This window comes from Mesorhizobium sp. Primo-A (assembly GCF_003997175.1).
GTDB lineage: Bacteria > Pseudomonadota > Alphaproteobacteria > Rhizobiales > Rhizobiaceae > Mesorhizobium > Mesorhizobium ciceri.
The window spans coordinates 83,442-103,374 of the sequence record NZ_RZTG01000012.1; the positions used below are offsets into that span (position 1 = coordinate 83,442).

Annotated in this window: 19 protein-coding genes and 1 pseudogene; 4 read left to right on the top strand and 16 right to left on the bottom strand. The window is 63.4% G+C overall.

Annotated elements, in window-relative coordinates:
- The first annotated feature begins 7 nt into the window (after positions 1-7).
- Both EOC83_RS22340 and EOC83_RS22345 read left to right on the top strand, forming a co-directional pair.
- A complete protein-coding gene (locus EOC83_RS22340) occupies positions 8-268 on the top strand; it encodes a type II toxin-antitoxin system prevent-host-death family antitoxin (protein ID WP_013532628.1) in 261 nt (86 codons plus the stop codon).
- A gap of 97 nt (positions 269-365) precedes the next feature.
- Positions 366-698 carry a hypothetical protein gene (locus tag EOC83_RS22345; protein WP_244514280.1) on the top strand — a complete coding sequence of 111 codons (333 nt, stop codon included), beginning with the start codon at positions 366-368 and terminating at the stop codon, positions 696-698.
- A 59-nt stretch (positions 699-757) separates the two neighbouring features.
- Here EOC83_RS22345 and EOC83_RS22350 read toward each other — a convergent pair whose 3' ends face one another.
- From EOC83_RS22350 to EOC83_RS22365, 4 genes are all read right to left on the bottom strand, one after another.
- The gene (locus EOC83_RS22350; protein WP_013532629.1) at positions 758-3,706 is read right to left on the bottom strand and encodes a bifunctional [glutamine synthetase] adenylyltransferase/[glutamine synthetase]-adenylyl-L-tyrosine phosphorylase; all 2,949 of its coding nucleotides are present in this window, start codon (positions 3,704-3,706) and stop codon (positions 758-760) included.
- Positions 3,706-5,184 (bottom strand): HAMP domain-containing sensor histidine kinase, encoded by a 1,479-nt coding sequence (locus tag EOC83_RS22355; protein ID WP_013532630.1) that lies wholly within the window; start codon positions 5,182-5,184, stop codon positions 3,706-3,708. The genes EOC83_RS22350 and EOC83_RS22355 overlap by 1 nt, the downstream gene beginning before the upstream one ends.
- A 7-nt stretch (positions 5,185-5,191) precedes the next feature.
- A complete protein-coding gene (locus tag EOC83_RS22360) occupies positions 5,192-5,866 on the bottom strand; it encodes a response regulator transcription factor (RefSeq protein ID WP_023812818.1) in 675 nt (224 codons plus the stop codon).
- 350 nt (positions 5,867-6,216) lie between these two features.
- On the bottom strand, positions 6,217-7,770 hold the full coding sequence (locus tag EOC83_RS22365; protein WP_013532632.1) for a Do family serine endopeptidase: 1,554 nt from the start codon (positions 7,768-7,770) through the stop codon (positions 6,217-6,219).
- A gap of 206 nt (positions 7,771-7,976) precedes the next feature.
- On the opposite strand from EOC83_RS22365, the pseudogene EOC83_RS22370 reads away from it, so the two are divergent.
- Positions 7,977-8,195 (top strand): annotated as a pseudogene (locus tag EOC83_RS22370) (type II toxin-antitoxin system RelE/ParE family toxin); the annotation flags it as partial.
- Here EOC83_RS22370 and EOC83_RS22375 read toward each other — a convergent pair.
- The 9 genes from EOC83_RS22375 to EOC83_RS22415 form a co-directional block, all read right to left on the bottom strand.
- Entirely contained in the window at positions 8,192-8,656 is a 465-nt protein-coding gene (locus EOC83_RS22375; RefSeq protein WP_013532633.1) for a cytochrome c-type biogenesis protein, read from the bottom strand. The pseudogene EOC83_RS22370 and the gene EOC83_RS22375 overlap by 4 nt on opposite strands.
- Complete coding sequence (locus EOC83_RS22380) at positions 8,653-10,644, bottom strand: heme lyase CcmF/NrfE family subunit (protein ID WP_013532634.1); 1,992 nt, start codon at positions 10,642-10,644, stop codon at positions 8,653-8,655. The genes EOC83_RS22375 and EOC83_RS22380 overlap by 4 nt, the downstream gene beginning before the upstream one ends.
- 32 nt (positions 10,645-10,676) lie before the next feature.
- Positions 10,677-11,120: a cytochrome c maturation protein CcmE gene (ccmE, locus tag EOC83_RS22385; protein ID WP_013532635.1), complete on the bottom strand. Its 444-nt coding sequence runs from the start codon at positions 11,118-11,120 to the stop codon at positions 10,677-10,679.
- An 8-nt stretch (positions 11,121-11,128) separates the two neighbouring features.
- Complete coding sequence (gene ccmI / locus EOC83_RS22390; RefSeq protein WP_013532636.1) at positions 11,129-12,268, bottom strand: c-type cytochrome biogenesis protein CcmI; 1,140 nt, start codon at positions 12,266-12,268, stop codon at positions 11,129-11,131.
- A 93-nt stretch (positions 12,269-12,361) separates the two neighbouring features.
- Positions 12,362-12,799 (bottom strand): hypothetical protein, encoded by a 438-nt coding sequence (locus EOC83_RS22395; RefSeq protein WP_013532637.1) that lies wholly within the window; start codon positions 12,797-12,799, stop codon positions 12,362-12,364.
- Positions 12,800-12,983: 184 nt separating this feature from the next.
- Complete coding sequence (locus EOC83_RS22400; protein ID WP_013532638.1) at positions 12,984-14,417, bottom strand: ATP-binding protein; 1,434 nt, start codon at positions 14,415-14,417, stop codon at positions 12,984-12,986.
- The gene (locus tag EOC83_RS22405) at positions 14,401-15,066 is read right to left on the bottom strand and encodes a response regulator transcription factor (protein WP_013532639.1); all 666 of its coding nucleotides are present in this window, start codon (positions 15,064-15,066) and stop codon (positions 14,401-14,403) included. Before EOC83_RS22405 ends, EOC83_RS22400 begins: the two co-directional genes overlap by 17 nt.
- A 119-nt stretch (positions 15,067-15,185) precedes the next feature.
- The gene (locus EOC83_RS22410; RefSeq protein WP_013532640.1) at positions 15,186-15,488 is read right to left on the bottom strand and encodes a hypothetical protein; all 303 of its coding nucleotides are present in this window, start codon (positions 15,486-15,488) and stop codon (positions 15,186-15,188) included.
- A 175-nt stretch (positions 15,489-15,663) separates the two neighbouring features.
- Entirely contained in the window at positions 15,664-16,071 is a 408-nt protein-coding gene (locus tag EOC83_RS22415) for a DUF3168 domain-containing protein (protein ID WP_013532641.1), read from the bottom strand.
- 293 nt (positions 16,072-16,364) lie between these two features.
- Here EOC83_RS22415 and EOC83_RS22420 point away from each other — a divergent pair, with 293 nt between their 5' ends.
- The gene (locus tag EOC83_RS22420) at positions 16,365-17,153 is read left to right on the top strand and encodes a fumarylacetoacetate (FAA) hydrolase (protein ID WP_013532642.1); all 789 of its coding nucleotides are present in this window, start codon (positions 16,365-16,367) and stop codon (positions 17,151-17,153) included.
- Here the strand turns inward: EOC83_RS22420 and EOC83_RS22425 are convergent.
- The 3 genes from EOC83_RS22425 to EOC83_RS22435 are packed head-to-tail and all read right to left on the bottom strand — an operon-like array spanning position 17,150 to position 19,927.
- Complete coding sequence (locus EOC83_RS22425; RefSeq protein WP_013532643.1) at positions 17,150-17,953, bottom strand: ABC transporter permease; 804 nt, start codon at positions 17,951-17,953, stop codon at positions 17,150-17,152. The two genes, EOC83_RS22420 and EOC83_RS22425, sit on opposite strands and share 4 nt — an antisense overlap.
- Positions 17,953-18,786 carry an ABC transporter permease gene (locus EOC83_RS22430; RefSeq protein WP_013532644.1) on the bottom strand — a complete coding sequence of 278 codons (834 nt, stop codon included), beginning with the start codon at positions 18,784-18,786 and terminating at the stop codon, positions 17,953-17,955. Before EOC83_RS22430 ends, EOC83_RS22425 begins: the two co-directional genes overlap by 1 nt.
- 25 nt (positions 18,787-18,811) lie before the next feature.
- Positions 18,812-19,927, bottom strand: a complete 1,116-nt coding sequence (locus tag EOC83_RS22435; RefSeq protein WP_013532645.1) for an ABC transporter substrate-binding protein — start codon at positions 19,925-19,927, stop codon at positions 18,812-18,814.
- Positions 19,928-19,933 lie beyond the last annotated feature (6 nt).

The following is a 19,933-nucleotide window of genomic DNA, read 5'->3' on the forward strand; positions in this document are numbered from 1 at the left end:
CCTTGTCATGCGAGTGACTTCAACGGAATTCCAGCAGAATGTCGGGCGTTTTCAGGATGCTGCCCAGCGTGCGCCGGTCGCAATCACAAAGAATGGCCGGACCCACACGGTACTCCTGTCGGCGGCGATGTTCGAGGTCTTGGTCAAGGGACGGGTCGCCCGTCCTGTGGAAGAGCTGGACGACGAGACGCTTAACGCCATCGCCGAAAGCGCCGTATCGAGCGAATATGCCGGGCTTGATGCAATGCTCAAAGACTGGACACCGTGAGCCTGCCCAAACCTATCCCGGGTCTGGTGATTTCCTATTCTTACCTCTGGGTGAGAGAACACGAAAAGGGTGCCGAAGAAGGTCGCAAAAACCGATCATGCGCCATTGTCGCCGCGCGGTCGTGGAGGGCCGTGAAGTCATAACGGTCGTTCCGGTCACACACTCGCCACCAGCAGATCCTGCCGATGCAGTAGAAATACCTGCGCCCCTCAAAGCCTATCTCGGCCTCGATGACACGCCATCATGGATCGTCGTCACCGAAACCAATCATTTCCTCTGGCCGGGTCCCGATCTCAGGCCTATCGCGGGGAGCAAACCGTCCCGATTCGACTATGGCATGCTGCCGCCGCGTTTCTATGCCTATCTGCGCGACCGGATTTTGCAGTCTCACGCAAGCCGGGCGCTGCAGCAGATTCGGCGAACAGAGTAGCTGCATGAGACTGGAGGACCACGAAACGTCCCCGATTCCAAGGGACGATCGCTTCCCGGTCATCCCGCACGAAGCAAAAGGTCGAAATCCTTCCTGACCTTCTGCGACGTCTCCTTGAGGTGTGCTTCGAGCACACCGAAATCCGGCAGGTCGGTCACCGCCAGAAGCAGATCCGAAAGCCCCGGCGGAACGTCGTCGCGCTCGAAGGCTCCGGTAAGGCACAGCCGCGTCATCTGGGTCAGCGCCAGATAGAGCGCATAGGCGTCGAAAAGCTCCTGCCTCGCCCCGGCATTGGCGAAGCCCGGTGACAGGCGCGAAAGGATTTCGGCGGTACCGGTAACGCGCGGCCCGGCGCCTACCTGCCCGGTGATGACAGCGACTTGGGCGATGAATTCGAGATCGATCAGGCCGCCGGGGATCAGCTTGATGTCCCACAGGTCGCGCGGCGGCTTTTCCTTCTCGATCATAGCCCGCATCTCCGAGGCCTCGGCCATCACCTTTGCGGCGTCGCGCGGCTGACCAAGCACCGCCGCCACTTCCGCTTCAACCTCACTGCACAGGCTGGCGTCGCCAGCTATGGCGCGCGCGCGTGCCAACGCCATGTGCTCCCAGGTCCAGGCTTCCTGGCGCTGGTATTTCTTGAAGGCATCGATATGGGTCGCCACAGGACCCTTGTTGCCTGATGGCCGCAGGCGCAGGTCGAGTTCGTAGAGCACGCCCTCCGCCGTCGGCGCCGACACAGCTGCGATCAGCCGCTGCGTCATGCGGGTGTAGTAATGCGAAGGCGCCAGCGGCTTGTCGCCATCGGACTCCTCGGCGTCCGGCGCGTGGTCGTAAAGCAGGATCAGGTCGACATCCGATCCGGCGGTCAGCTCGCGGCTGCCGAGCTTGCCCATGCCGAGCAGCGCAACCACGCCGCCGGCAATGGTGCCGTGGCGCGCCGCGAATTCGGCCGTCACCGCCTGCAACGCAGCCTCGATGGTGAGATCCGCCAGATCGGAGAAGGCGCGGCCGGCGCGCGCCGGATCGATCGAGCCGGCGAGCAGCCGGACGCCGATCAGGAATTTCTGCTCGGAAGCAAAAATGCGCAGCCGGTCGAGCACGTCCTCATAAAGCCGGTCGCCCTCGACAAAGGCGGAAAGCCGTGCCGACAGATAGGCGCGGTCCGGTAGCTCCGTCAGCAAGGCCGGGTCGAGCAGACCATCGAAGACATGCGGCCGGCGGGTGATGATCGCCGCCAGCCGGGGCGCCGCACCCATGATCGTTGCCAGGAGCTTGAGCAGGGCCGGATTGGACTGCAGCAGGGAAAACAGCTGGATGCCGGCCGGCAGGCCGGCGAGAAATTCGTCGAAGCGCATCAGCGCTTCGTCGGCCCGGCGCGTCTGGCCGAAGGAGCGCAGCAGCGCCGGCGTCAATTCCGTCAGCCGCTCGCGCGCCTCCGCCGACTGGGTGACGCGATAGCGACCGAAATGCCAGCCTCGGATGACGCGGCAGATGTCGCTTGGCCGCTGGAAGCCGAGGCCGTGCAAGGTCTGCAGCGTATCGGGATCGTCGACATCGCCGGTGAAGACGAGATTGCCGATGCCTGTCGACAGTTCGGGTGCTGTTTCGAACAGTGCCGCGTAGTGGCGTTCGACCTGCTGCAACGAGGCGCGAAACGCCTGGGAAAAGGCAGAAGCATCGGCAAAGGCGAGCATGCGGGCGATGCGCTCCAAGCCTTCATCATCTTCCGGCAGCGTGTGGGTCTGCTCGTCGGCAACCATCTGCACGGCATGTTCGACGCGGCGCAGGAACCAGTACTGGCGGGCGAGCGCATCGCGCGCCTCGGTGGTGATCCAGCCGCGTGTCGCAAGCTCGCCGAGCATCGGCACGGTCTCGCGGCCACGCAGTTCAGGGAAGCGTCCGCCGGCGATAAGCTGCTGGGTCTGGACGAAGAACTCGATCTCGCGAATGCCGCCGCGGCCGAGCTTGACGTTGTGGCCCTTGACCGCGATCTCACCATGGCCCTTGTGGGCGTGGATCTGACGCTTGATCGAATGGACGTCGGCAATCGCCGCGTAATCCATGTATTTGCGCCAGATATAGGGCTGAAGCTCCTTGAGGAAGGTAGCGCCCGCGGCCAGATCGCCAGCCACCGGACGTGCCTTGATCATGGCGGCGCGCTCCCAGTTCTGGCCGCGCGCCTCATAGTAGCGCAGTGCCGCCTCAACCGGGATCGCCAGCGGTGTCGAACCGGGGTCGGGGCGCAGCCTCAGATCGGTGCGGAAGACATATCCGTGCTCGGTGCGGTCCTGCAGGATGCGAACCAGGCGGCGCGTCAGCCGCGAAAACAATTCGGTGGCGTCGAGCGGGTCGACGACCGCCGGTGCTTCCGGATCGAAGAAAACCACCAGATCGATGTCCGAGGAAAAATTCAGCTCATGTGCCCCGAGCTTGCCCATGCCGAGCAGGATCCAACCCGACTGTTTCGACGGGTTGTCGACATCCGGCAGTTTGAGTTTGCCCTGGCCGTGCGCGTCGCGCAGCAGGAAGTCGACGGCGGCACGGGTACAGGCGTCAGCGAGGTCGCTCAACCGCCGGACCGTCAGCGCCGTTTCGGCCTCGCCGGCAAGATCGGCCAGCGCGATGAGGAAATGCGCCTCCGCCTTCCACTGGCGCAGCTCCATCATCAGGCCGGATTCCGAAAGGGTCTCCGCCAAATGCGCCAGGTCTATGGCGGCGCCGATCGCTTTCAGCCGAGCCTCGATTGTCTGCTCGAACAGCCCGTCCAGGATTTGCGGCCGGCGACGTGCCGTATCGCGCAGGAACGGCGACAGATCGAAGACGGCGGCGAGGAAATCCTGGCCCTCCCCTTTGCCGGCCAGAAACTTGGCCAGCCGCGTCAGCCCTTCTTCGCGTGCGGCGGACGCGATCTCGGCCAGTTCCAGCCGCGCACGGTCCTCGTCCAGCGGAACAAGCCTGGCCGCCGGCTTCAGCAGCCAATCTTTCGCTCTCGCAGTCGTGCTCATCAGTGATCCTCCCGAACCGGGAAACTCATGACCACGGATAGTCCAGGATTGCCAGGCAAGAGTTCAAGCCGGCCATTGTGGAATGTCATGACCGCCTTGGCGAGGCTGAGGCCAAGACCGGAACCCGGTTGCGAACGGCTCTTCTCCAGCCGCACGAAACGTTCCGTGGCACGCGCGCGGTCGCCATCGTCGGGAATGCCGTGGCCATTGTCGGCAACCGACAGGCGAACGTCCGCACCGGTTCGCTCGAGCGTGACGCGCACCGCCGGCTGGGCATTGGCGCCGGTGGAATATTTGATGGCGTTGTCGACGATGTTCGACAGCGCCTGACCGATCAGTTCGCGGTTGCCGTTGACGGACACCGCCTCGTGCGCGTCTGCTTCCAGCGACACGCCCGCCTCTTCCGCCACCGGCTCATAGAGCTCGACGACATCGCGTACGGCTTCCGCAAGATCGACGCGGTTCGTATTTTCAGACGAGTAGCCAGCCTCCAGCCGGGAGATCATCAGGATGGCGTTGAAGGTTTTTATCAACTGGTCCGACTCGGCGATGGTGCCTTCCAGCGCCTGCCGGTAGTCGGTGGGCTTTTGCTTGCCCGAAAGCGTCGCTTCGGCCCGGTTGCGCAGCCGGGTCAGCGGCGTCTTCAGATCATGCGCGATGTTGTCGGAAACCTGCTTCAAGCCTTCGTTCAGCGTGGCGATCCTGGCCAGCATGGCATTGAGATTTTCGGAGAGCCGGTCGAACTCGTCGCCAACCCCCGTCACCGGCAGCCTGCCCGACAGATCGCCGCCCATGATGCGACGGCTGGCTTCCGACACGCTGTCGATGCGCTTCAGCGCAGCGCGGCCGACAAAAAACCAGATCAGCAATCCGCCCAGCCCCATCATGCCGAGCGCCAGCATCAGCGCACGGCGGATGACGGCACGAAACCGTTCCGGCTCGCCAAGGTCGCGGCCGACCAGCATGATCATCTGGTTCGGCAGCCGCAGCACCAGCGCAATGGCGTTGTGGCCTTTTTCGCCCTGCGCCTGCGCATCGTTCTGCTCGGATTGGGTGGTGGTACCCTGCTCGGCGGGAAGGTTGCGCAGGCGCTCGAGCTCTCCCTCGCCAAAGCGCTGATAAGAGAACGGACTGCTGGTCCAGCCTTCGGTTTCGAGAACGCCAGGTTCGAGGCTCTGCACGTTGCCGGTCAGGATCTGGCCGTTGGCGTCGGCGATCAGGTAAAGGTTTGCGCCGGGCTGGCGCGAGCGCGCTTCGACCACGCGGACCAGTACCGGCAGGCCACCGCGCTGATAGGCGCGGGCAAGGCCGAGCACTTCGTCATTGATGGTCTCCTGCGTCTGCGCGGTCAGCATTCGCGCCGACAGCGAGGTCATGTAGAAGACGAGCGCCACCGCGCAGAGCGCGAAGAGCAGGAAGTAGAGCGCCGAAAGCCGCGCTGCCGTCGTCTTCATGATGGCGGGCACGGAAAGAGCCATGCCGCAGCTAACCACTCTTCAGCATATAGCCGGCGCCGCGAACCGTATGCAGGATGGGCTTGTCGAAGCCCTTCTCTATCTTGCCGCGCAGCCGGGAGACATGGACGTCGATGACATTGGTCTGCGGATCGAAATGGTAGTCCCAGACATTTTCCAGCAGCATGGTGCGCGTCACCACCTGGCCGGCATGCCGCATCAGATATTCGAGCAAGCGGAACTCACGCGGCTGCAGCGTTATCTCGCGTGACGCACGGCGGACCGAATGCGACAGCCTGTCGAGTTCGAGATCGCCGACGCGGTAGACGGTTTCCGCTTCCTTGGCACTGGCGCGCCGGTTCAGCACCTCGACGCGGGCGAGAAGCTCGGAGAAGGCATAGGGCTTTGTCAGGTAATCGTCGCCGCCGGCGCGCAAACCCGTGACCCGGTCATCGACCTCGCCGAGCGCCGACAGGATCAGCACCGGCGTCGTGTTGCCCCTGGACCTGAGACCGGCAATGACCGACAGGCCGTCGCGACGCGGCATCATCCGGTCGATCACCATCACGTCGTAGTCGCCGGCGTCGGCGAGCGCAAAGCCGGTTTCGCCGTCACCGGCGACATGCGCGGTGTGACCGGCCTCGGCAAAGGCTTTCTGCAAGTAATCCGCAGCCTCGCGATCGTCTTCTATGACGAGAATCTTCATAGGGCTGTTATACGCGATTTCGCCGGAAGGTTGAGTGGCAGACATCTGCATTGTGGCCTTTGCCAAAGCGCATCGCGACCGAGATCGCTCGAAGCAGTGCGCGATAAAGCTGCTCGCTGCCGATGTCGTTGGCATCGGATCGTTGAAGCGCTTTTGAAATTGTGCGGCAGCGGGCGATGGGAAGCCCGCTGCCGCCGGGGGAAGGCGCGATGACTGACTAACGCGCGCTCCTCCATGCTTTCCCGTACGGCGGCTCGGGGGTGTTGAACCGGCGCACTGGAAAAGTCCAACTTGCCGCCGGAACGCCCTCACCCGTCTCGGAAGGCCGAGAGAACGCTCCGGAGCCGACCTCAGCCCTTGGCGACGGGCAGCGCGACGAAACGATTGGTGTCGTCGCGGGTGATCTGCATCAGCACTGCCTTGCGGCCGGATTTGACCGCTTCGGTCATCGCCTTGGTGACGTCGTCGGTGCCGTTCACTTCGGTCGAATTGACCGATGTGATGACGTCGCCCGGCTGGATGCCGCGATCGGCAGCATCGCTGTCGGGATCGACGTCGGTCACCACCAGCCCCTTGCCGTTTTCGGACTTGGTGACGGTCAGGCCGAGATCGGCCAGCGTGTCGGGCTTTGCCGGAGCGGCAGGCTGCGACTGGTCGACAGAGGCCTGCTTGTCGCTCGAGGGCAGTTTGCCGAGATCGACCTTGACCGTCTGGCTCTTGCCGTCGCGCCACACGGTGACGTCAACCGATTTGCCAGGCGAGTAGGCGCCGATCAGCCGTGCCAGTTCCTTCGGCGAAGCGACGTCCTTGCCGTTGACCTGGGTGATCACGTCACCGGCCGTGATGCCCGCCTTCTTGCCGGGACCATCGTCCTGGGCACTGGAAACCAGTGCGCCGTTGTTGGACTTCAGACCAAGCGACTCAGCGATGTCGGAGGTGACCGGCTGGATTTCGACACCGAGCCAGCCGCGCTGAACGGAACCGCTCTTCATCAGGTCCTGAACGACCTGCTTGGCGGTCGAAGCGGGAATGTCGAAGGCGATGCCGACGCTGCCGCCGGACGGCGAGAAGATCGCGGTGTTGATGCCGACGACCTGGCCGTTGAGGTTGAAGGTCGGGCCGCCAGAATTGCCGCGGTTGACCGATGCGTCGATCTGGATGAAGTCGTCATAAGGGCCAGCGCCGATGTCGCGGCCGCGGGCGGAGACGATGCCGGCGGTGACGGTGCCACCAAGGCCGAACGGATTGCCGACGGCCACCACCCAGTCGCCGACGCGAACCTTGGAGTCATCGGCGAAGTCGACATAGGTAAACTTGCCGACGCCATCGACCTTGAGCACGGCGAGATCGGTGCGCGGGTCGGTGCCGATCAGCTTGGCGTCGAGTTCCTTGCCGTCATTCATCACCACGGTGAAGGCCGAGCCTTCCGAAACGACGTGGTTGTTGGTGACGAGATAGCCGTCATCCGAGATGAAGAAGCCGGAACCTTGTGCAACCGGCCGCGGCTGGTCGTTGTTGCGGTCGCGATGGCTGAAGCGCCTGTTGCCGCCACCCTGGCCGTCCTGATCACCAAATCCACGGAATTCCTTGAAGAAGCGGCGCAGTTGCGGATTGTTGGGCAGGTTGTTCATGCCATCCTGATCGTCGGACGGGTCCGAGCCGTCATCGGCGGCCGGGCTGATCTTGGCCTTGACCTTGACGCTGACAACAGCGGGAGAAACCCGCTCGACGACATCGGCGAAGCCCGGTACCTGCGGCGCCTCGACGCGCACGGCATCGGCCAGAACAGGGCTGGTTCCGCTGGTCAGCGCACCGACGCCGATCGCACCGGCCACGGCTACAGACGCGACGGCAGCCATGAGACGCTTGCGGGTGACGGAATATGAACGGGGGGCAATATTCATGGATCTCGTATCCTCTTTCCAAATGGACGCTGCTGATGGGCATCCTCAAGCAAGAGAATTAGAGTGGCGCACATTACAGCGCCATTTCCGACACATGAAACTTTGGTAATGTTTTGGGGTCGGGAGACGCACAAACCCGTTGGCCGCGATGCCCTATGCGCTATCTTGTACACAACTCAGCACAAGGCTTTCATAAATGACAGCAAGCACGCCTGGCGGATCGTATTCGTGAAATGGGCCGAGGCCTTGGTGATATGGCGACGGGCCGGCCAGGCCGGGTAACAGGCACATATGAGACGTTCATCGGCCGCCCGCCGTACATCATTGCTTATGAGTTGCGCCCGATCGCTGGCCGTCAGTGCGTCGTTATCCTGCGCGTCATTCACACGTCGCGGGACTGGCCCTCGGAGGAATGGCCGAGCTAATTGCCTAGTATCTTGTCCAGCGCCGCCTGTTCCTCAGTGGTCAGCGCATTGGTTGCCGTCGAGCGACGCGACCGCGCGGTCAGCACGATGAAAACGCCTCCCACCAGCAACAGCAGGACAGGCGTGCCCCACAGCAATGCATTGCGCAGGTCGAAACGCGGCTTGAGCAGCACGAACTCGCCATAGCGCGAAACCACGTAGTCCATGACCTGCTGGTCAGTGTCGCCGGCGACGAGGCGCTGACGCACGAGGACGCGCAGGTCGCGGGCAAGGTCGGCATCGGATTCGTCGATCGACTGGTTCTGGCAGACCATGCAGCGCAAGCCTTCCGAAAGCGCCCGAGCCCGCGCCTCAAGTGCAGGATCAGGCAGCATCTCGTCAGGCTTCACCGCCAAGGCCGTGCCGGCAAAAAACAGCGCCAGCAGCAGGATAATGGAGGTCAGCGAAAGCCGTGCGTTCATGGCAGGGTCGCGGATGGCACCACGCTCGCCTGCTTGCGCCGTCGCGACGGCGCGCCGACGCGCAGGCGCCGGTCCATCAGCGACATCGCCGCGCCCGCCATCATCATCAGGCCACCGCCCCAGATCAACGTCACCAGCGGCTTCCACCACAAACGCACGACGACCGAACCGTCTTTGCCCTCGTCGCCGAGCGAGATGTAGAGCTGCGAGAAACCGATCGTCCTGATGCCGGATTCCGTCGTCGTCATCTGCCGCACCGGATAAAACCGCTTGGCGGAGCTGATTTCGCCAACAGGGCTGCCGCTGACGCCGATCAGCTCGAAGCGGCCGCGATCCTCGCTGTAATTCGGTCCCTGGGCCGGATAAAGCCCGACGAAACGCAGCGTATGGCCGGACAGTTCGACGGTCTCGCCGGCATGCATCGACAGGATCTTCTCGGTGCCGAAGCAAAGTGTGCCGACGATGCCGAGCGTGGTCAGGCCGAGGCCGAGGTGAGCGAAGGCTGTGCCGAAGACCGAGCGCGGCAAGCCGAGCAAGCGCCGGACCATGATCCCCGTTGCGACGGTCCGAAAGCCGGATTTGACGGCGAGATCGGTGAGCGCGCCAAGGATCAGCCAGACGGCAAGGCCTACGCCCAGGGCTGCGAACACCGAGCCGCCGTCGATGAACAGAGCGGTGACCAGCGTCGCCAGCAGTGCCGCAGCAAAGGCCACCATCAGGCGCTGCGCGACGGCGAAGACATCGCCGCGCTTCCAGGCCAGCAACGGCCCGAACGGAACCACGAGCAGCAGCGGCACCATCAGCGGCCCGAAGGTGAGATTGAAGAACGGCGCGCCGACCGAGATCTTGTCGGCTGAAAAGGCTTCGACAGCGAGCGGATAGAGTGTGCCGACAAGCACGGTCGCCGTCGCCGTGGTCAGGAACAGATTGTTGAGGACGAGTGCCCCTTCTCGGGAAATCGGGTGGAACAGGCCGCCGGTCGTCAACCGGGAAGCGCGCAGCGCAAACAGCGCCAGCGAGCCGCCGATAAACAACGTCAGGATGCACAGGATAAACACGCCCCGGGTCGGATCGGTTGCAAAGGCATGCACCGAGGTCAGCACGCCCGAACGCACGAGGAAGGTGCCGAGCAGCGACAGCGAAAAGGTCAGGATGGCGAGCAGCAGCGTCCAGATCTTCAGCGCCGAGCGCTTTTCCATGACAATGGCCGAATGGAGCAGCGCGGTGCCCGCCAGCCACGGCATGAAAGACGCGTTCTCGACTGGATCCCAGAACCAGAAACCGCCCCAGCCAAGTTCATAATAGGCCCAGTACGATCCCATGGCGATGCCGCCGGTCAGGAACATCCAGGCGACCAGCGTCCACGGCCGCACCCAGCGCGCCCAGGACGCGTCGATGCGGCCTTCGATGAGAGCGGCGACCGAGAAGGAAAAACAGATCGAGAAGCCGACATAGCCGAGATAGAGGAACGGCGGGTGGATGGCGAGGCCGAGATCCTGCAGGATCGGGTTGAGATCGCGGCCTTCGATCGGCGCCGGGTTGAGCCGGATGAACGGATTGGACGTCGCCAGGATGAACAGGAAGAAGGCGGCGCCGATGGCGCCTTGCACCGCAAGCACATTGGCGCGCAGCGTCGCCGGCAGGTTGGAGCCGAAAGCGGCGACGAGTGCGCCGAAGAAGGTCAGGATCAACACCCAAAGCAGCATCGAGCCTTCATGATTGCCCCAGGTTCCGGTGATCTTGTAGATCAACGGCTGCAAGGAATGCGAGTTTTCCCACACGCTTGCCACCGAGAAATCGGAGCTCGCATAGGCACTCGCCAGCGCTGCGAAAGACAGCGCCGTCAAGGCGAAGCCGGTCACCGCGACCGGACCCCCGACGGCCATCAGGCGCTGGTTGTTCAGGCGTGCGCCAAACAGCGGCACGAGCGTCTGCACCAGCGAAAGCGCAAACGCCAGGACGAGGGCGAAATGTCCGGTTTCAACCATGCCCGTGATCCACTGTCGCTCTCCTGCCGGAGCTATTCACTCTTGCTCTCCTGCCACACGCCCTTGGCCTTGAGGCCGTCCGCAACCTCCTTGGGCATATAGCGCTCATCATGCTTGGCCAGCACGCTATCGGCAACAAAAACCCCGTCCGGGCCGAAACTACCCTCGGTGATGACGCCCTGCTCTTCGCGGAAAAGGTCGGGCAGGATGCCGGTATAGGTGACCTTGACCGATTTGTGCGTGTCGGTGACCGAAAAGCCGACCGTGGCCCCCTGCCCGCGCTGGATCGTGCCTTTTTCGACCAATCCACCCAACCGGATGCGCTGGCCAGGCTGGACGCTTGCCGTGGTGAGATCGGCCGGCATGTAGAAATAGGAGGCCTTCTGGCCAAGCGCGTAGAAAGTCAGCCCGGTCGCGGCACCCAGGAAGACCAGGCCGCCCGCGATCACCGACAATCGTTTCTGCTTGCGCGTCATGTCTTGTTCTACTCCGTCGCCGCAAGCCCAAGCGAAGCGGCAAAGGCGGTGAACTTCTTCGCCTGGTCACTGTCGGCCCCAAAGACGGCAATGGCGCGACCGAGCGCCTCACGCGCCTGATCGGCCTTGCCAAGCACGACATAGGAACGAACGAGCCGCATCCATCCTTCCGGGTCGTGCGGATTTTGCCGCAGTTTGTCGTCAAGGCCGGCAACCATGGTGTTGATCATGGCTTCCCGATCCTGCGGCGACATCGAGGATGCGGCGTCGATATCGCCGGCATCGGGGCCGTTGGCGGCGTCGCCAGAAGCCACTTCGGGGTTGCCGGACTTGGCCAGCGCCTGCTCGACGGCACCGCGCCATGGCGAGTCCGGCGGCAATCTGCCCAGCATCGCCTGCCATGCCGTGGTCGCTTCCTTGGCGCGACCCTCCTGCGCCAACGCCATGGCCAGGTAGAAACTGGCCTTCGCATTGGCCGGATCGAGCTTCAGGGCTGCCTCGAAAGCATCCTGGGCATCGGCCGAGACAATGCCGCCTGCCGCGCCGGCGATCGCCTCTCCGAGACCGGCCTGGCGAACGGCGCTGTCGCCATCAAGCCGAATGGCGTTGCGATAGGCATCCGCCGCGTCGGAAAAGCGCTGCATGCGCAGATAGACCGGGGCAAGCACGTCCCAGCCCCTGCCATCGGTGGGATTGGCGGCCAGATGGGCTTCGGCCCGCGCCACCAGTTCGTCGACCGAACTGTCGGCGGGATTCTTGGCCAACCGCTCGCTGAGCGGTTGTGACGGCAGGTCGGGAGAGCCAAGCTTGACATAGAGCCCCCAACTGACCAGCGGCACCGCCAGCACGGCTACGGTTGCCACCAGCCTTGCGGTGGCCGGCGCTCGGCCCGCGTTTGCGCCACCGGCGGTACCCGCATTGTCAAGGCGAAGGATGCGGCGAGCGATCTCGGCGCGGGCTTCGGCCGCTTCGGCCGGCTGGATCAAGCCACGCGCGGCGTCGCGGTCAAGCTCGGACAGTTGGTCGCGATAGACTTCGAGATCATGTTCGCCGCTCGACGACGCGCCCTTCGCGCTGGCGGCCAGCGGCAACAGCACCGCCAGGCTTGCACCCAGCGTGAGAATGGCGGCTATGACCCAGAACAGCATGGTTCTTCCAATAACGGCAGAGCTCTGCCGTGCCAACAGATGCATGCTGCGACGCTTTGACGACGCCAGCCGCCAATCGTCGGCAGACGGTCGTCAGGTCAGCGGCGTCCAGCTGCCATCGGCGTTGCGGCAAGCGGTTCCGCGCGCCGTGACTCCGGCGCCGCCGGAAAACACCGTCTGCGTGTACTGGCGGCAGTCCTGCGAACCGACGCGGTAGGGCTGGGCCGGAACCACCTCGCCGTAGCGCGAAGCCTGGGCGCCTTTCCACGTCACCTTCTGGCCGCTGGTCGTGTATTCCAGCGCTTTGTACTCAGCCTCGAGCGCGCTGCGCTTCTCGGTCTCGCTGAGGCCGTTGCCGATCGCCCCGCTGATGAGGCCGCCGCCCATCGCCGAAATGATCGTCGTGGTCACCTTGCCGCTGGAAGGAGGTGTCGAGGCCGGTGTCGCTGCCACGGTTGGACCCTTGCCGCTCAAGGTGGTGCAGCCGGAAACAGCCAGCAATGCGGAAACAAGCGCGACGCGAATCTTCATGCCAACAACCGGTTTTCTTGAGTTGGAGCCTGCCATGGATGCGCCGGGGGCCGCGTCATCGAGAAGTCGGCGTGGCCATAATATTGATATTTGTCGGAAATTTGGCCGCTGGCCGCTGCGGGACCAATGGACATGCCGCCAACAACATCTCCCGCCCCTCTATGTCGATCGGCTCTGGTGAACATCACTGAAGGCTCCGCAATCGCACCACCGCCTTCAATCCGCCCATACCGGACCGTTCGAGCGCCAGAACGCCTCCATACTCGTTGACGAGGTCTGCGACAATGGCCAGGCCCAGACCTGTTCCGGGCTTTGTCTCGTCCAGACGCCGTCCGCGCTTCAGCGCCTCGCGAGCCTTGTCCTCGGGAATGCCCGGACCGTCATCCTCTATGCCGATCTCGAACAGGCCGGCCGGGTCGTCCTTGCCGGTCAAGGGCACGATCGAGACCTGCACCGCGCTCTTTGCCCATTTCATCGCGTTTTCAAGGAGATTGCCCAGCAGTTCCTCAAGGTCCTCGCGCTCGCCGGCGAAGACGATCTCGCCCGCCGGCAGCGACAGCGACAGATTTGTCTGCGGATTGAGCTTCCGCAGAACCCGCACCATGCGCTGCACCAGCGGCGTCACCGGCGTGCGGTAGACGACGCTGTCGCGTTGTGCCGCGACGCGGGCGCGCTGGAGATAGTGTTCGACCTGCTTCTGCATGGAAGCCGCCTGTTCGGCGATCAACTGCCCCTTGGCGCCGCCGAGCGCGCGGCCCTCGTTGAGCAGTACCGCCAGCGGCGTCTTCAGCGAATGGGCGAGATTGCCGACCTGTGTTCGCGACCGCTCGACGATGCGCCTGTTGTTTTCGATCAGCGCATTGGTTTCGTTGGCAAGCGGTTCGATCTCGGCCGGGAAGCGGCCGTCGAGCCTCTGGGCGGTGCCTTCGCGCACCATGGCGAGCGCGTTCCTGACCCGGCGCAGCGGCTGCAGGCCGAGCAGGATTGCGATCGCGTTGATGGCGATCATGCCGACGCCGAACAGGCTGAGATAGGTCAGCAGGCGGCGCTGAAAGGTGGCGATTTCCTGTTCGAGTTCGCTCTGGTTGCCCATGACGCGGAAACGCGCGGCGCGGTTCTTGGCGTCGAGGACGAATTCGCTCTCGAACACTTCGAGTTGCTCGCCGTCGATGCCTTCGGCTGCGTAGCTGCGCTGGAAGCTCGCGTTGAACGGCACCTCGGCAACGCTCGGTGACGGGATCGTCGTGGTCATCGACGACGAATGGAGATCGCCATGCACGCCTTCCGAAGCGGGCTCAACCGACCAGTACCAGCCCGAATTCGGCTCCGAGAACCGGAGGTCGCCGAGATCTGGCGCGCCGGTCAGCGCACCGCTGTCGGAGATGCCGATCGAACCGATCAGGTTGAACAGATGCGCCGAAAGCAGGCTGTCGAAGCCGCGCTCGCTGGCTTGGCGGTATAGGGTGGTGATCAAGGTGAAGATGACAACGAGCGTCACGATCGCCCAGACCGTGGAAAAGGCGATGACGCGGAACGTCAGCGAACGCGGCCACAAACGCAGCGAAAGCGGCGTCCTTGCGGTTGGTTTGAGCGGTTCCGAGTTACGCCTCCGGCTCACGCATGCGGTAGCCCATGCCGCGCACGGTTTCGATCATGTCGATGCCCATCTTCTTGCGCAGCCGCCCGACAAACACCTCGATGGTGTTGGAATCGCGGTCGAAATCCTGATCGTAGAGATGCTCGACCAGTTCGGTCCGCGAGACGACCTCGCCCATATGGTGCATCAGATAGGCAAGCAGGCGGAATTCGTGCGACGTCAGCTTCAGCGGCACGCCGCCGACATCGGCCTTGGAGGCCTTGGTGTCGAGGCGCAGCGGTCCGCAGGTCAGCTCGGACGAGGCATGGCCGGCAGCGCGCCGGATCAGAGCCCGTAGCCTCGCCAGCACCTCCTCGATGTGGAACGGCTTGGTGACGTAGTCGTCGGCGCCGGCATCGATGCCGGAAACCTTGTCGCTCCAGCGGTCGCGCGCCGTCAGGATCAGCACCGGCATCTTGCGGCCGCCGCGTCGCCAGCGCTCGACCACGCTGATGCCGTCCATCTGCGGCAGGCCGATATCGAGCACGACCGCGTCATAGGGCTCGGTGTCGCCGAGGAAATGGCCTTCCTCGCCGTCGAAGGCGCGGTCGACGACATAGCCGGCATCGACCAGCGCATCCGATATCTGCCGATTGAGATCCTTGTCATCTTCGACGACCAGTACACGCATGCGGAGTTCGATACCTGTTGAAGAGCTTTGTCGGATGGAAGAGCTTTGTAGGATTGAAAACTGGGGCAGATATAGGCCGATTCCGGCGGCCTGGGAAACGTAGCCTAAGATTGATTGGATCAGTTCAGCGGAACGACGATCTCGGAACGGCGCGGACGTTGTCCGTCCTTGCCCGGAACGAGCACGACGATGACACAGACAGGCTGACCGCCGCGCGTCGATTGCGAGGCCTTGGCCAGCGTTCCGCCATTCTGCTCAGCCACCTGTTGGCCGATGGCGTAGCAATCGGAGGCCGCCAGTACGATCGGACTGGCAAGGTCGGGCGGCGCGATGACCGGCATCGCCATCGCCTGCGACGCAAACAGCCCGGCAGCACAAAGCGCCAGTGTCGCGGTTCGGAAGTGGGAGCGAAGCGTTTTCATGACCGGCGTTGTAACGCATCGGTGCTGAACGTGAAATGAACGGTGAACGCCGCTGAAAACATCCTCGCCACACCCCTGCAACGCGAGACAGTCAACCTGGGATTTCACCGCCTCGAACAGGCGAAATCCCGCGAAAGTCCAGTCTAGACTCCGTTTTGACCATATTGAAAGCGCATCAGGCATTTTCCTGCGTCATCGCGCGAAAACGCAGCAGCCCGTGATGCACGAGCAGATCCTCGTCATGGCGGGCTTCGGCAAATTCCAGCGACAGTCGTGTCTGGCCGCGAGGGCCGATCACCAATGCTGCGTCGGCAAGGCGCACCTGGATGGCGGCCATGATGGCTAGCGTTTCGGCATCACCATGGGCTTTCGACCAGACATGCAGCGTAATCAACTGATCGTCAGTGTTCTCGATGCCCGTATCCCAGTCGAAAGCGGAGGTATGGCCGCAGGTCACGTACGGAAAAGCGGCGTTGTCGGTTGGCCGTTCGAGCAGTCCGGCGCCGCCCAACAAGGCCGACAGCGATGCGTCGCTTCTCAGCCTGAGAAACACTGCCTGCTGCAAATCGCCTGGCGCGGTCATCGTCTTTTCCTCCGGTTCCTGCGCTGCCGACTGTTGCTTTTCGGAAGCTGTCCGCGTTCTGCGTGTTCTGACAGATATAGCCATTCGACGCGCAGAGGCGATGGCGATTCGTCATCGGAATGATGGATGCCGATGATCTCGAAAGGGCGGCTTTGCCAAGACCACCGTCGCGGGCACCACGCCGTGAACATGGACTCTCGATTCCTGGTCACATATTCTCGCTCCATACAGCGTCGCATGACGCAATGTTTCCTTGCCGTTTTTGATCCAGGAAGCAATTTCGGAAGCTGATGATGCTCGATGCAGAAAAGACCAGGGCTGCGTCGCGGTTGTTGGTAGGCCACTGGGACAAGGGCACCCGTCTCGACGCCATACCCGAGGCGTTGCGCCCACAAACACGGCTCGAAGGTTACGCTGTCCAGTCGCATGTCATGGATCGCTCGGCGGCTCCGCTTTTCGGCTGGAAGATTGCCGCGACCAGTCTGGCGGGACAAAGGCACATCAACGTCGACGGCCCCATGGCCGGACGTCTCCTGGCCGAGAAAGCGGTGGAGATCGGCGGGACCGTTTCCCTGGCGACGAGCAAGATGCGCGTGGCCGAGATCGAGTTCGCTTTCCGTTTCGGCCGCGAGCTGCCGCCTCGTGCGGCACCCTATGAAATCGCCGAGGCGATGGAAGCCGTGGCGAGCTTGCACCCGGCGATCGAAATCCCGGACTCACGGTATGACGATTTCTGCGCCGTCGGGGCGCCGCAGCTCATTGCGGACAATGCCTGCGCCAATCTGTTTGTCATCGGCGAGGCGGCGGAAGACGACTGGCACGACGTGGATCTTGCAAAGCACCCCGTGATCGCGTCCGTTTCCGGAAGGTCGCAACATAGCGGATCGGGAGCAGCCGTATTGGGCGATCCTCGCATCGCGCTTACCTGGATCGTCAATGAACTGTCGGGCCTGGGCATAGCGCTTCAGCCGGGACAGGTGGTGATTACCGGCACCTGCGTGACACCGATAAGCGTCGAGGCAGGCGACGAAGTCATCGGCGATCTAGGCAGGTTTGGCCGCGTCTCGGTGCGGTTTGTCTAGGCTCCGCGCTGCCTGGCCACGAAACTGCGCACCGCCAGCACCAGCACGGTGATGATGATCAGGATCACCGACAATGCCGCGATCGCCGGGTCGATGTTGTCGCGCAAGCCCATCCACATGAGCCGCGGCAGCGTGATGGCGTTGACAGAGGTGATGAACAGGGTGACGCCGATTTCTTCCCAGGACAGCACGAAGGAGAGAAGTGCGGCGGTGACGATGCCGAACTTGATGTTGGGCATGATGACGCGGGTGGCGCGCTCCCACACAGTGGCCCCTAAGCCCCGCGCGGCAAGGTCGATGCGGCGGTCGAGCTGGCTGAGAGAGACCAGCATCAGCACCGTGGCGAAGGGCACGGTCATCACCGAATGGGCCATGGCGACGCCAAGCCAGGTGTCGTAGCCGAAGAACGCGCTGAAACCCGAGATCGAGGTGAGCAAGAAGTAGAGCGTGATCGCCGAGACCACCGGCGGCACCACCATCGGCAGTAGCACGAAGCCGACCAGGGCCGCGGTGAAGCGCGGCTGGAACATCCAGACGCCAAGGCTGAAGCACAGCGCCAGCACAGTTGAAAAGGCGCTGCTGACGACACCGATGCGGATCGAGAGCAGAATCGATTGGAGCCAGCGCGGGTCTTCGATCAGCGCCCGGTAATGGCGCAGCGACAGTTCGCCCGACGGCATGGCCAGCATGCGGCTCGGCGTCAGCGACACCGGGATGACGGCGAGCAGCGGCATCAGCAGGAACAGCGCCACGAAGGCGGCGATGATCAGCGAGACGGGACCGGGGCGGTAGGTCGGCATCAGATCAACTGCTTCGGTCTGACATATCGGAACAAGAGCGCCATCAGCGCGCCGACGAACAGCACCAGCACGACGCTGATCGCTGCACCCAAGCCCCAGTCCGGGCTCTGGAATATCCTGAGATAGATCAGCTCGGCAATCATGACGCTGCGGCCGCCGCCAAGGATCGCTGGCGTGACGAAGAAGCCGAGCGAGAAGACGAAAACGATCATCGCCGCGCCTATGATGCCGGAGCGCGTCATCGGCACGAACACCGTCCAGAAGGTGCGCATGCGGCTGGAGCCGAGCCCGCGCGCCGCCAGGAGCACGCGGTCGTCGAGGCTGCGCATGGCCGATGCCAGCGGAAAAACGGCGAAAGGAATGAGGAAGTGCGTCATGCCGACGATGACGCCGAATTCGTTGCGCACCAACGCCAGCGGTTCGGAGATGAAGCCGATCGCCTGCAGCCACGTGTTGATCAGGCCGCGATTGGAGAGCAGCGCCACCCAGCCGAAGGCACGGGTCAGCACGGAAATCCAGAAGGGAACGAGAATGCAGAACTCGGCGATCAGGCGCTGTGCCGGGGTTCCACGCACCCAGACGACGGTGATGGCGTAGGCAGCGGCCACCGAGACCACGGTGACGACCGCCGCGATGCGCAGCGTGCGGATGAACACCGACTGCACCAGATCGTCGGTGAGCAGCGCCTCATATTGGCCGAGGCCGGGCGTCGGCAGCGTAAAACTCCATTTGACGACGCCGAGGAACGGCCAGGCATAGGCCAGGACAAGAAACAGGAGCAGCGGCGCCATCAACAGCGCCGCGCCCATCCTGTCGGAGAGATAGGATCTCATGTCCACCCGATTATCCCGGCCCTGATCAGGCCGAGATGATCTTGGTGTATTCGTCGAGCGCCGGCCCGTAATTTTTGGCGTACCAGTCCATGTCGAGCGCGATCTGCTTCTTCATGTTCTCGGGATCGACCGGGTTGATGCGCTTCTTGTCGGCCGTGATCAGCGCGTCTGCCGCCGGGTTTGCAGGACCTTGGCCGAGCTTGTCGAACATGACCAGCTGCTTTTCAGGGTCCTGGGCACTGGCGATGAACTTCATCGCAGCGTCCTTGCCGCCGGGGTTGTTCTTGAGCACGGCCAGCGCACCGGGCGAGATCAGTCCCTGATCCCAGATGAACTTGATCTTGCCGCCCGAATCCTGCTCGATCAGCGAAGCGCGCGTCGACCAGACGATCGCCATCGAGGCCTCGCCATTGAGCAGCACGCTCTGGCTTTCGGCGCCGCCACCCCAATAGGCAACGACGTTTTCCTTGAACGCGGCGATCTTGTCATGGGCGCGCTTGAGGTCGAGCGGGTAGAGCGACGCCGGCGCGATGCCGTCGGCCAGAAGTGCTGCTTCCCAGCTCGATACGCCCCATTTGTAGAGCGAGCGCTTGCCGGGGAATTTCTTCACGTCGAAGAAATCGGCCATGCCGGTCGGCGCGTCCTTGCCGTACTTCTCGGAATCATAGGCGATGACATAGGAGAAGAAATAGGTCGAGGCGGCGTATTCCCAACCAAAGCCGGGCCGCATCTTCTTCTTGTCGACGATGTTGTAATCGATCGGCTCGAGAGCCCCTTGGGCGCCGAGCGTGATGGCCGAGAAGGGGTCTACGTCGACGAGATCCCAGGTCGGCGCGCCGCTCTTGAACTGCGCGGCGATGGCGCCTTCGGTCGGACCCGAACCGTCCATCTTGACGGCGATGCCGGTGTCCTTGGTGAAGGCCTGGCCATAGGCGGCATCATAGGCGGTGATGGCATCGCCACCCCAGTTGACCAGCACCAGTTCCTTGGCCTGCGCAAAGGCACCTGTCGAGCGCAGCAGCATCGGCGTGCCGGCCAGCACGAGTGCCGCCAGCTGTGTGAACTGCCGGCGCGAGATCTCGCCGCGACCTGCCCTGGCGGACAGGCTCTCGACGGCTTGTTTTTTGTTGTCATGTGTCATGTCAGT